8 protein-coding genes and 1 pseudogene are annotated in these 12,475 nt (G+C 71.8%); 4 read left to right on the top strand and 5 right to left on the bottom strand.

Annotation, left to right across the window (positions count from 1 at the left end; translation table 11 throughout):
- Positions 1–5: 5 nt before the first annotated feature.
- Positions 6–2,045: a bifunctional aldolase/short-chain dehydrogenase gene (locus tag ACFRU2_RS07830; protein ID WP_382968985.1), complete on the bottom strand. Its 2,040-nt coding sequence runs from the start codon at positions 2,043–2,045 to the stop codon at positions 6–8.
- Positions 2,046–2,050: 5 nt separating this feature from the next.
- Positions 2,051–3,217 carry an L-rhamnose isomerase gene (gene rhaI / locus ACFRU2_RS07825; RefSeq protein WP_382968983.1) on the bottom strand — a complete coding sequence of 389 codons (1,167 nt, stop codon included), beginning with the start codon at positions 3,215–3,217 and terminating at the stop codon, positions 2,051–2,053.
- Positions 3,218–3,372: 155 nt separating this feature from the next.
- Between rhaI and ACFRU2_RS07820 the strand changes: the two genes are divergently transcribed.
- A complete protein-coding gene (locus ACFRU2_RS07820) occupies positions 3,373–4,392 on the top strand; it encodes a LacI family DNA-binding transcriptional regulator (protein WP_382968980.1) in 1,020 nt (339 codons plus the stop codon).
- Between the two features lie 31 nt (positions 4,393–4,423).
- Here the strand turns inward: ACFRU2_RS07820 and ACFRU2_RS07815 are convergent, their stop codons facing one another.
- Positions 4,424–5,482, bottom strand: a complete 1,059-nt coding sequence (locus ACFRU2_RS07815) for a fatty acid desaturase family protein (RefSeq protein WP_382968977.1) — start codon at positions 5,480–5,482, stop codon at positions 4,424–4,426.
- A gap of 188 nt (positions 5,483–5,670) precedes the next feature.
- A complete protein-coding gene (locus tag ACFRU2_RS07810; RefSeq protein ID WP_382968975.1) occupies positions 5,671–6,369 on the bottom strand; it encodes a DUF998 domain-containing protein in 699 nt (232 codons plus the stop codon).
- A 394-nt stretch (positions 6,370–6,763) separates the two neighbouring features.
- Between ACFRU2_RS07810 and ACFRU2_RS07805 the strand changes: the two genes are divergently transcribed.
- The 3 genes from ACFRU2_RS07805 (at position 6,764) to ACFRU2_RS07795 (ending at position 11,641) form a co-directional block, all read left to right on the top strand.
- A complete protein-coding gene (locus tag ACFRU2_RS07805) occupies positions 6,764–8,200 on the top strand; it encodes a beta-propeller fold lactonase family protein (protein WP_382968972.1) in 1,437 nt (478 codons plus the stop codon).
- A gap of 285 nt (positions 8,201–8,485) precedes the next feature.
- The gene (locus ACFRU2_RS07800; protein WP_382968970.1) at positions 8,486–10,024 is read left to right on the top strand and encodes an MFS transporter; all 1,539 of its coding nucleotides are present in this window, start codon (positions 8,486–8,488) and stop codon (positions 10,022–10,024) included.
- A gap of 27 nt (positions 10,025–10,051) precedes the next feature.
- Positions 10,052–11,641: a DHA2 family efflux MFS transporter permease subunit gene (locus tag ACFRU2_RS07795; protein WP_382968967.1), complete on the top strand. Its 1,590-nt coding sequence runs from the start codon at positions 10,052–10,054 to the stop codon at positions 11,639–11,641.
- 45 nt (positions 11,642–11,686) lie between these two features.
- Here the strand turns inward: ACFRU2_RS07795 and ACFRU2_RS07790 are convergent.
- A pseudogene (locus ACFRU2_RS07790) lies at positions 11,687–12,475 on the bottom strand (ATP-binding protein); the annotation flags it as partial.

Below are 12,475 nucleotides of genomic sequence, written 5' to 3'. Positions count from 1 at the left end.
CCGCCTCAGCGCAGGAAGGCCGCGGCGACGCCGGCGTCGACGGGGATGTGGAGGCCGGTGGTGTGGGTGAGGTCGCCGCCGGTGAGGGCGAAGACGGCGGCGGCGACGTGCTCGGGCAGCACCTCGCGCTTGAGGAGGGTGCGCTGGGCGTAGAACGCGCCGAGCTGCTCCTCCGCGATGCCGTAGGTGGCGGCGCGCTGGGCGCCCCAGCCGCCGGCGAAGATGCCCGAGCCGCGCACCACGCCGTCCGGGTTGACGCCGTTGACGCGGATGCCATGCTCGCCCAACTCGGCGGCTAGTAGCCGTACTTGGTGGGCCTGATCGGCCTTGGTGGCGGAGTACGCGATGTTGTTGGGGCCGGCGAAGACCGCGTTCTTCGAGGTGATGTAGACGAGGTCGCCGCCCAGGCCCTGCCGGATCATGGTGCGGGCTGCCTCCCGGGAGACGAGGAAGGAGCCGCGCGCCATGATGGCGTGCTGCCGGTCCCAGTCGTCGGCGGTGGTCTCCAGCAGCGGCTTGGAGATGGAGATGCCCGCGTTGTTGACCACCAGGTCGACACCGCCGAAGGCGAGGACCGCGGTGCGGAACGCCTCGGCGATCTGCTCCTCGGAGGTGACGTCGACGGTGACGGCCACGGCCCGGTCCGGGCCGCCGAGTTCACCGGCGACGGCGCGGGCGGTGTCGGTGTTGACGTCGGCGACGACGACGCAGGCGCCCTCGGCGGCCAGGCGGTGCGCGATGGCCCTGCCGATGCCGGAGCCGGCGCCGGTGACCAGGGCGATGCGGGTGTCCAGCGGTTTGGGCGCGGGCATCCGCCGCAGCTTCGCCTCTTCGAGCGCCCAGTACTCGATGGCGAACTTCTCGCGCTCCTCGATCGGGGCATAGCGGGAGACCGCCTCCGCGCCGCGCATCACGTTGATCGCATTGAGGTAGAACTCGCCGGCCACGCGTGCGGTCTGCTTGTTCCTGCCGAAGGAGAACATGCCGACGCCCGGGACCAGGACGATCGCCGGGTCGGCGCCGCGCATCGGGGGCGAGTCCGCGGTGGCGTACCGCTCGTAGTAGGCCCGGTAGCCGGCCCGGTAGTCGGTGTGCAGCTTCCGCAGGCGGGTGATCGTCTCGTCCAGGGGTGCGGTGGCGGGCAGGTCGAGGACCATCGGGGCGACCTTGGTGCGCAGGAAGTGGTCGGGGCAGGAGGTGCCGAGGGCGGCCAGGCGGGGATGCTCGGCGCGGGCGAGGAAGTCCAGCACGGGCGCGGCGTCGGTGAAGTGGCCGACCTGCGGGAGGTCGGTGGAGGCCAGACCGCGGATGACGGGGCCGAGCGCGGCGGCGCGCCGGCGGCGTTCGGCCTCCGGCAGGGCTTGGTACCCGTCGAGCTGCGGGCCGAACGGCTCGGCCTTGCCGTGGCGGGCCAGGAAGGCCTCGGCGGTGCGGATGATGTGCAGGGCGTTGGCCTCGCACTCCTCGCTGGTGGTGCCCCAGGCGGTGATGCCGTGACCGCCGAGGACGCAGCCGATGGCGTGCGGGTGGGTCCGGTGGAGCTCGGCGATGTCCAGGCCGAGTTGGAAGCCGGGACGGCGCCAGGGCAGCCACGCAACGGCGTCGCCGAAACAGGCGGCGGTGAGCCTTTCGCCGTCGGCGGCGGTGGCGAGCGCGATGCCGGAGTCGGGGTGCAGGTGGTCGACGTGCGCGGCGTCGACCAGACCGTGCATGGCGGTGTCGATGGACGGAGCCGCGCCGCCCTTGCCGTGCAGGCAGTACTCGAACGCGGCGACCATCTCGTCTTCCTGTTCCACCCCCGGGTAGGTGTCGGCGAGGGCGCGTAGGCGGTCCAGCCGCAGCACGGCCAGGCCCGCCTCGGCGAGGGTGCCGAGGTCGCCGCCGGAGCCCTTCACCCACATCAGGTCGACGGGCTGCCCGGTGACGGGGTCGGTGGCTGCGCCCTTGGCAGAGATGTTGCCGCCGGCGTAGTTGGTGTTGCGCGGATCCGATCCGAGCCGGTGGGAGCGGGCCAGGAGGGCGGCGACGACGGGGTGCTGGGCCATGCGGGTCAAGCCCCCCATCCGGCCTGGGCGCCGCCGACCCGCTCGGCGACGATCTTCTCGGCCCAGCCGCCGGCCCGGTAGGCCGCGACCGGGTTCGGGTCCCGCCCGTCCTCGGCGCGTACCTCGGCCAGCAGCGGGCGGACGTCGGTGGCGTAGGCGTCCATCAGCACCTCGTTGGCGCCGAGTACGTCGCCCGCGTCCTGCGCGGCCGTCAGGGCCTCGCGGTCGACCGACAGGGCCTTGGCCGTGGCCTCCTGGACGTTCATCACCGAGCGGATGATCGCGGGGATCTTCGCCTCGATGTTGTGACACTGGTCGAGCATGAACGCGACGCCGGCCTCGGGGGCGAAGCCGCCGTTCCCGGCGACCTCGTGCAGGATCCGGAACAGCTGGAACGGATCGGCGGCTCCGACCATCAGGTCGTCGTCCGCGTAGAAACGGGAGTTGAAGTCGAAGCCGCCGAGCTTCCCCTCGCGCAGCAGGAACGCGACGATGAACTCGATGTTGGTGCCGGGGGCGTGGTGGCCGGTGTCGACGACGACCGTGGCCTTGGGCCCGAGCCGAAGGCAGTGCGCGTACGCGGTGCCCCAGTCCGGGACGTCCGTGGCGTAGAACGCCGGCTCGAACAGCTTGTACTCCAGCAGGATCCGCTGGCCGTCGCCGAGCCGCTCGTACACCTCCGAGAGAGCTTCGGAGAGGCGCGCTTGACGGGTCGAAATGTCGTCCTGTCCCGGGTAGTTGGTGCCGTCGGAGAACCACAGCTTGAGGTCGCGCGAGCCGGTGGCGTCCATGATGTCGACGCATTCCAGCAGGTGGTCGAGAGCCTTGCGGCGCACCCGCGGGTCCGGATGGGTGACGGAGCCGAGCTTGTAGTCCTCGTCCTGGAAGACGTTCGCGTTGATCGCGCCGATCTCCAGCCCGAGCGCGCCGGCATGGGCGGACAGCGCGCCGTAGTCCTCGACCCGGTCCCAGGGAATGTGCAGCGAGACCTTCGGGGCGACGCCGGTGGCGGCGTGCACCTGGGCCGCGTCGGCGAGCTTCTCGAACGGGTCGCGCGGCACGCCGGGTTGGGCGAAGACCTTGAAGCGGGTTCCCGAGTTCCCGTAGCCCCACGAGGGCGTCTCGATGCGCTGGGCCCGAAGGGCTTCCTTCACTGCGGATCGGTCGGCCACCGGAGCACCTCCCACGATCTGAATCGTTTCATCCCGACGGTAAGTGCGACCGCGGAAAGCGTCAAGACAGCGGCAGCGGCGCCCTGTTGGTGCACTGCCGTAACCTGATCTCCGGGCCGGCCGTCGGAGCCGGTGAAACCTTTCAGTGGTGGGACATGGGCGGCGCGGCGAGCATCAAGGACGTGGCACGGGCGGCCGGGGTGTCGGTCGGCACGGTCTCCAACGTGATCAACCGGCCGGAGACGGTCGGCGAGGAGACCAGGGCCAGGGTCCGGGCCGCCATCGACCGGCTCGGCTACGTACGCAGCGAGTCGGCGCGCCAGCTGCGCTCCGGCAGCAGCCGGATCATCGGACTGCTGGTCCTCGACCTGGGCAACCCGTTCTTCGTCTCCGTGGCGCGCGGGGCCGAACAGGCGGCGCGCGCGGCGGGCCTGGGCGTGATGGTCTGCAACAGTGCTCAGCGGCTCGCCGACGAGGCGGACTACCTCGCCCTCTTCGCGGAGCACCGGGTGCGCGGGGTGCTGCTGACCCCGGCCGACGCGGAGGGGTCGGGAGCGGCGGCGCTCCGTCGCGGCGGCGTGCCCTTCGTGCTGGTGGACCGGCTCGCCCCGGGGCTGGATGCCTGCTCGGTGTCGGTGGACGACGTCGGGGGCGGCGCCCTGGCGGCCGGGCACCTGCTGGCGAGCGGCCACCGGCGGATCGCGTTCGCGGGCGGCCGCCACTGGCTGCAGCAGGTCGCCGACCGCCGCAGCGGGGCGCTACAGGCGCTGGCCGGCAGCGACGCCGTCCTGCTGGACCTGGAGGTGGACGGGCTGGACGTGGCGGCGGGCCGCGACGCCGGCGCCCGCCTGCTGGGGATGCTGCCGAGACCGACCGCGGTGTTCTGCGCCAACGATCTGCTGGCCCTCGGAATGCTGCAGGCCGCGTTCGCCGCGGGCCTGCGGGTACCCGAGGACCTCGCGATCGTCGGCTACGACGACATCGAGTTCGCCGCGGCGGCCGCGGTGCCGCTGACCTCGGTGCGCCAGCCCGCGGAGGCGATGGGCCGGACGGCGGCCGAGATGCTCACCGAGGAGACCGGCTCGGACGGCGCGGCCCACCGGCACCGACACGTCGTGTTCGAGCCGGAGCTGGTGGTGCGGCGTTCGACGCAGGTCGTGCCACTGCCCGCCTGAGCGTGGCGCGGCCGCGCCCCCGCGAGGGGCGTCAGGTCGTGCGGGCTTTCCGGAGCGGCGCGCCCGCGTGGTGGAGGCTGGCGAGGGCCTGGCGGTAGGACTCGGTCAGGCTGGTCTCGGCGTAGCCGACCCCGACCTCCTGGCAGTGGCTGCGGACGATGGCCCGGGCCCTGCGCAGGTGCGGGCTGGGCATGCTCGGAAAGAGGTGGTGCTCGATCTGGTGGTTCAGGCCGCCGAGGAGGACGTCGGTGATCCGGCCGCCCCGGACGTTGCGCGAGGTCAGTACCTGGCGGCGTAGGAAATCGGTCCGGTCCGTGCCCCGCAGGGTCGGCATGCCCTTGTGGTTGGGGGCGAAGGCGGAGCCGAGGTAGATGCCGAAGAGACACTGATGCACCAGCAGGAACGCGATCCCCTTGCCGGGCGGAAGCGCCAGGAACAGGGCGCCCGGATAGGCGGCGAAGTGCGCGCCGAGGAGGGACGCCTCCCACCCCCGGTTCTTCAGGGCCCTGTCCCCCAGCGACCGGATCGAGCCCAGGCGGAGGTTGAACGCTTCCAGGGTGAGGAGGGGGAAGAACAGGAACGCCTGGACGGGGGCCACGAGCCGCGGCAGACCCTTCGCGGCGCGGGCCTGGTCCTGGGTCCAGAGGATGACGCTGGGATCGATGTCGGGGTCGAGCTCCTCGTGGTTGGGGTGGGTGTGGTGGCGGGTGTGCTTGTCCCGCCAGAAGCCGTAGCCGATCGCGATGCAGAGGTTCCCGATGAGGCGCCCCGCGACTTCGGTCGCCCGGCGCAACCGGAAGACCTGCCGGTGCGCGATGTCATGGGCGAGCAGGGCGACCTGTCCGAAGACGAAGGCGAGGAAGACCGCGTCCAGCAGCGTCCACCAGCTGTCGCCGATCACTACGAGCGCTGCCCAGCCCGCGACGTAGAGCGCGGTCACGACGGCGATGCGCAGGGCGTAGTAGGCGGGGCGCCGGTCCATCAGGCCGGCGGCCCTGATCTTCTTGGACAGTCGGGCGAAGTCGCTGCCCGGCCCCGCCCGACCGGGCGGAAACGGTTCCGGCTCTGGAACCGGCTCTGGAGAAGGCATGGTCAGAGGTCACTTTTCGTATGCGGAGGGTGGCCGTCGGGGTGGCCGCCTGCCCCTTCGGCACATCCTCGCGGACCGGCCGGGAGAGGCCGTGCGGCATGCCGGGCCTGCGGCACATCGGCACTTCACGCGGCCTAATGCCCCGAAACCTCGTTTCCACGGAGGAACGCTCCCCGGATTCCGACTCCTCAGGCCTCCTCGCTCCGCGCCCTGCGGGTCCCGGGCCGCTCGTCCGGACGGCGGGACGTCCGCCAGGCGGCACGGGCCAGGACCACCCCCGTACCGATGATCCACAACACGCTGGGCCACGCGGACACCCGCTCGAACAGCCCCTGGAACGCGGGCACCGGATGCACCGCGGTGACCGCGGTGCCCACGAGGGACACCACCCCGCACACCATGCCCGTCGCTCCCCAGTAAGGGCGGTTCATGTGCCGGAACTCGCTGCCGAGCAGCAGGACGCCCACCGCCCCGGCGATGAAGCACGTCCCGGCGGACAGCAGGTGGAGTGCCAGTCGGAGGTTGTAGGGGTTGAGTCCGGCCGAGACCAGCGCGAGTCCACTGAGGACGAAGGCGCCGGTGGTCGCGACGCGCCGCCGGCCGGCCGGGAGGAGCACCGTGTTGAGAACGGCGCCCAGGGCCAGGCACAGCCCTCCGACGATCCAGGCGCTGTTCGCGGCCTCGTGCCAAGGGGAGCAGAACCGGATGGCCTCGACCCGCGCGCACCGCGTGACGCCGAGCGCAGAAATGATCTCGTCCGTCAGGCTCTGCCGCGACGCGCGGGGCATGACGACGGCGTTGTTCACGATGAAGATCTGGACCAGTGACGCCCAGAGGAGACCGCCGGCCAGGAGTCTCTTCGGAGCCGTGACCGTGAGTTCGCTCATGTGGAGGTGCCCGATCGACGAAGGTTGCCGGTAACGGCCGGAATCCCTTCCGCCGGGTCGGGTCTCCGGGCCTCTCGGGAAACCACCCCAAGCCCGCTCTCCCTCAGTGTGGCCCGCGTCCGTCCCGCCGGAGGGCCACCGCGCACGGTGCGTCCGGTCTCCCGCCGATATCCGGGCCGCCGTCGGAGCCGGACGGCCCATTCGGATCGTCCGAACGGTCCTCGTCCGAGGGTGTCGGGCACATGGCCGCCGCCACCGCTCCTAGCGTCGTCGGTCGCGGCGGTTTCCAGGGCTCGCGGCGGTCGCGGAGAGCCCTGACAGGCATCGGTTGATCCCCCGGCCCCCGGCCCCTGGCTGATCGCACACCGGTGTCGTCCACTGCAGGAGGTCTTTCATGGCGTCGGCTGTCACGGTCCTGAACGAGCCGGAACAGGAGCCCGCGGGGCCGCGCCCCGCAGGCGGCCGGTGGTTGACGCCCGCACGGGGGTGGGTGGCGGGACTGGCCGTACTGGCCTCGCTGGCGGCCCCGGCCTCGGCGGCCACCACGCCGCCGCTCGGCGCGCAGAGCGGCACCTTCGCCTACGTCGCCAACGGCGGGTCGGACCGCCTGACGATGATCAATACCGCCGACAACACCGTCACCGGCACTTTCCCCGTCAGCACCGAGCCCAACGCCGACCCCAACGGTGTGGCGGTGAGCCCGGACGGCACGCGCGTGTACGTCGCCAACGCGCTGGCCAACACCATGGCGATCGTCTTCCCCGCCGACGGCAGCTTCCTCACCGTCGACGTCGGCAACAACCCCACGGCCGTGGCGCTGAGCCCGGACGGCAGCCGGGCCTACGTCACCAATGAGAACGACGGCTCCCTGTCGGTGATCAACACCGTCGAGGTCCCGGTGCCGGTCACCACCTTCGACGTCGGAAACAACCCCCAGGACCTGGCGCTCGCGGTGAACGGCACCAAGGCGTACATCGCCGTCCGCCCCTCCTTCGACGTGGGCGCCGTGGCCGTGGTCGACACCGTGAACAACACCCTCGAACGCACCATCCCCGTCGGCTCGTTCCCCCAGGGCGTGGCGGCGAACCCGGACGGCACACGCGTCTACGTCACCAACTTCGGGGACGGAACGGTCTCGGTGATCGACACCGCGAACGACACCGTCGTCGAGACCATCAATGTGGGAGGGGGGACGACGAGCCCCGCGGACGTGGCGGTCAGCCCGAACGGCAGGCGCGCGTACACCGCGAACTTCGGCGCGGGCAACGTGTCGGTGATCGACCTCACCGTCACCCCGCCCGCCGTCATCGCCGACATCCCCTCCGGACAAGAGCCCATGGGCGTGGCGGTCACTCCGGACAGCTCGCGCGTCTACGTCACCAGCTCCGGGAACGACAGCGTCTCGGCGATCGACACCGCCACCAACGCCGTCATCGAGCCCCCCATCGACGGCTTCGACATGCCGCTGGGGATCGCCATCGGGACCAGGACCGTCGGCGCCACCCCGGCCGGCCTGACGTTGAAGGTTCAACCCCATGGGAAGGACAAGGACGCACCGGGTGCGCTGAGCAACCCCGGTGCCACCCTGAAGGCCCGGCTGACCAGTGGGGGCCGGCCCCTGGCGGGAGAGGAAGTCCTCTTCTCCACGGGCTCGAAGGTGCTCTGCATCGAGACGGCCGACGGCCGGGGCGAGGCCTCCTGCGCGGTCCCGGGCGGGAGGAGCGCCCCTGACTGCTACAGGGCCGCGTTCCTCGGCACCGCCACCCACGCGGCCACCCACGCGGCCACCCGCGCGCCCACCTGCCCCGGTCACGACCGCCGTCGGCCCTGACGCGGCCCGCCGGTCACCGGGCACGACGCCCCTGTCCACCGGCTCTCCCTGCTCGGCCTCGCACCGGCACCCTGGAAGCGGCCCGCCTCCAGTGTGCGCGACCGATCCCCCGCGGGGAGGATGGGACGTGTGAACGGCAGTGGGGGCACCGCCGGGGGTGCCTGCCCGGGTGCTCGCGACGGAGGGGCCGAGGAGGGCCCCGACGACGGTGTGCCGGCCGGGTCCCCGCCGCGGAACACCGATGGGCGGGACGGTGGCCCGAGGCGGGTGCTGACCCTGGCGGCCATGCTCTTCGCCGTCTCGATGATCTTCGTGGACCAGACCATCGTCAGCATCGCGGCCCCGAACATCACGGACGACGTCGGCCTCAGCTCGTCCGGAATGCAGCAGGTGGTCAACTCCTACCTGCTCGCCCTCGCCGCGTTCTTCGCACTCGGCGGCCGACTCGCCGACATCTTCGGGCACCGCCGCATGGTGGTCGTCGGCACCGTGGTCTTCGCCGGAGCGTCCCTGCTGTGCAGTGCGGCGCCGGTGGGAGACTTCGCCCAGAGCTGGCTCGTGTTCTCCCGCGCCCTCCAGGGGATCGGCGCGGCCCTGCTCTTCCCCGCCGCCGTCGCGATCGTCGTCGGTGCCTTCCCCGTCAACGAACGGGGCAGGGCCCTGGCCGTGTTCTACGTCGTGGCGGGCTCGCTCACCGTCGTCAGCCCGCTGCTCGGCGGTGTGCTGACCACCTGGACCTGGCGGGCCATCTTCTGGGTCAACCTCCCCATCGCACTGCTCTCGCTCCTCCTCATCGCACCCGCGCACATCCCGAACCTCCGGCGGCCCGAACGCCTGGACGTGCCGGGCGCCGCACTCGTCGCCTCCGGCCTGGGGCTGAGCGTCCTCGGCCTGCAGCAGGCTCCGTCCTGGGGCTGGGGCGCCTTCGCGACATGGGCGTGCATCATCGGCGGGCTGGCCCTGATCGTGCTCTTCTGCAGGCACGAGCTGCGGACCGTCGATCCCCTCATCAAGCTGCGCGTCTTCCGCGACCGGGCGTTCACGGCCGACGTCCTCGTGCTCTTCTGCGCGATGCTGGCGTTCGTCCCGGTGATGTTCTTCGCCTCGGTGTACGCACAGATCTCGCTCAGCGCCTCGACGTATCAGGCCGGTTTCTACCTGCTGTACTTCTTCGCGGGCTTCGCCCTCGCTGCCCAGGCCGGCGGCCGGATCCTCGACAAGCGCGGTGCCCGGCCCGCGATGCTGATCGGCTCGGCGCTCGGCTGTCTGGGCTTCGCCCTGTGGGCGTGGAAGCTGACCGTCCTGTCGGCCCACGACCAGTGGCCCTACATCTGCCTCGCCGGAGCCGGCATCGGCTTCCTGCTCTCCCCGGCCTCCACCGATGCCGTGAACCGGGCGATCGACTCCACGTACGGCGAGGTCACCGGCCTGACCCAGACGGTGCGCAACTACGCCTCCGCCCTGGGCATGACGGTCTTCGGGACGGTCCTCATCCACGCCACGACCAGCCGGGTCACCTCGACGCTCACCGCGACCGGCATGCCGGAGGGCGAGGCCCGCAGCGCGGCGCGCGGCATCACGGAGGCGATCACCGGCCATCCGGACGACCGCGGGCCCACCGGAGACGGGCCCACGGCCACACTGATACGGAGCTCCGGCCACGCCATACGCGCGGACTACGCGGCGGGCAACCAGTGGGTCTTCTACGGGATGGCCATCGCCCTGGGCATGGCGTTCCTGTGTGCGCTGCTGCATCCGGGGACCCGGGTGACGGAGGAGGCCGCCCGGGCGGAGACGGGAACATGGCGGAGCACTCAGCACTGATCGTGCGGATCTACCGGAAGAGAACGGGTGGAACGGCTGCGGCACTTCCTGGCCAGGCGTCACCAGTGGTGGGTCCTGGGCACGATGACCTGCGCTTCGTCGATGATCGCCATCGATGCCCTGGCGGTGCTGGTCGCGCTGCCGACCATCCAGCGGAACCTGGGTGCTTCGACCACCGGGCTCCAGTGGATCATCAATGCTTACCTGCTCAGCTTCGCCGGCGTGAGTGCGCTCGGCGGACGCCTCGGGGACGTCCTGGGGCACGAGCGCACCTTCCGCATCGGCACCCTGCTCTTCGTCGTGGCATCGGTCGCGGCGGGCCTGGCCCAGTCCGAAGCCTGGCTCATCGCCGCGCGCGCCGCCCAGGGAGCCGGTGCGGCGGTCCTGCGGCCCGCCTCCCAAGTACTGCTCTACAAGGAGTTCGGCAGCGGGCAGCGCGGCCAGGCCATGGGCATCTCCTCCAGCGTCTCGACCCTCTTCTACGGCATGGCCCCCCTGCTCGGAGGGCTACTCACCTCGGAGTTCTCCTGGCGCGCGATCTTCTTCGTCAACCCTCCCATCGGCATCGCCGCGGTGGCCCTCGCGCGCCTCCTGCTCACCGAGGAGCCACCTCACCGCGAACGGGTCGACTGGGGTGGCGCACCGCTGCTGATCGGCGGGCTGGTGTGCGTGGTTCTGGCCCTCATGCAGGCCCGGCACTGGGGGTGGGCCTCAGCCGCCGTCATCTCGTTGCTCGGCGCCGGTGTCGTGCTGCTGACGCTCCTGATCGTGCGCGAACGCCGGATCGCCCATCCGCTGCTCCACTTCGAGTTGTTCGCGCACCGGGAGTTCGCGATCGGCACGGCCGTGATCTCCACGGTCCGTTTCGCGTTCGTCGGATTCGCCGTGTTCGGGGTCATCTGGCTCCAGGACGTCATGGAACTGTCGCCCTTCGAAGCCGGTGTCGCCGTACTGCCGCTCACTTTGCCCACGGTCCTGTTCGCTCCTGTCGGCGGAAGGCTCTACGATCGCCTCGGAGCGCGCGTCCCCCTCGGCATCGGCATGGTGCTGTGCGTGGCGGCCCTGCTCGGCTCGGCGGTGGCACTGCACCGGCAGGACTACGCGTGGCTGGTCGCCTTCTACTGCGTGATGGGCATCGGGATGGGCCTCTGTATCAGCCCTGCCTGGATGACCGCCCCGCACGGCACCGCCAGCCGGATGCGCGGCTACGCGGCCGGGGTGATGCAGACCGCCCGGGAGATCAGCGCGGCGCTGGGGCTCGCGGTCATGGGTGCGATCGTGGCGCACCAGCAGGCTTCCCGGCTGGAGGAGATCCTGCACCGGGACGCCCGCATCCCTCCCGAGCGCCTCGATGAGGTCGAGCGGTCGATCGGCAGGACGGTGGAGGCGACCCAGGAGGGCGACCGCCTGCCTGCCGGGATCCCGGCCGATCTGCTGCCCGCGCTCAAGGGAGCGGTCACCGATGCCGTGTCGGCCGCGTTCTACGCGGGTTCGGCGGTCCTGCTCGCCGCGGCCGTGGCCGTCGCCTTCCTTCCCCCGGGGAAGCCGGAGGAGCCCGCCGTGCCGGACGACGGCCCGGCCGACGGCAGTGACGACGGCACTGACGATCCCGCCTGAGGAACAGGGCGCCGGCCCGGGATCCCCTCCGGGCCGGCCGTGCGATCAGGCTCCGAGCGCCCGCTGCAGTCCGATCCGGTCGGTGCCGAGTTTCGTGAAGACCGCGGACAACAGCTCCGACACCGCTTGGGCGTTGGTGTGCATCGCCGCGGCGATCGCCTTGTTGTCCATCCCCGCCGAGGCGTGACGGGCAGCCGTGAGCTCGGCGACGGTCAAGGTGTCCTGCTCGGAGGTGTGCAGACGGCGGGGCCGCAGACCTACCGAGGCCAGCTGGGCCCTGGCCCGGCTCACGAGCCCGTCGGCGCCGCAGTCGGCGGCCAACTCCATTCCCCGGTAGGTCTGTTGTGCCGCCAGGTGCGGGTCGCCGATGGCGTGCAGGGCCATGCCGTGGTCGATGAGCGCGTGCGCGAGTTCGCAGGCGGCCGGAGACTGTTCGAGGTGCTCCACCGCCTCCTGCAGCAGGCCCGCCGCCTGGGACGGGTCCGTGGCCGCGGCCGCGACGCGCAGGGCGTGTCCGATCACGCTGGACGTCCCGAACGCGCGGGCCCGTGCCACCGCTTCGGCCGCCGTGGCCCGTGCCTGCTCGGGCGCGTGCGTTGCCTGCGCGAGCGCCAGGTCCAGCTGCCAGGGGCTCCACGAGGGATTGCGCGTTCCGCGCAGATCCAGGCGCCGGCCGGCTGCGGTGAGGTGGTGCTCCGCCTCCTCGATCCTGCCCTGGGCCAGCAGCAGTTTGCCCCACACGGCCTGCGGATCGGGATAGACCACGGCCTGGGGGAAGCCGTCCGCCAGCTTGTAGGCCTTGGCGATGCGCTGGGCCTCGGCGGTGTTCCCCCC

This window comes from Streptomyces sp. NPDC056883, from assembly GCF_042788835.1.
Taxonomy (GTDB): Bacteria; Actinomycetota; Actinomycetes; order Streptomycetales; family Streptomycetaceae; genus Streptomyces; species Streptomyces stoeckheimensis.
The sequence above is the reverse complement of the archived record's forward strand: the minus strand, read 5'-3'. Positions and strand labels throughout refer to the sequence as shown.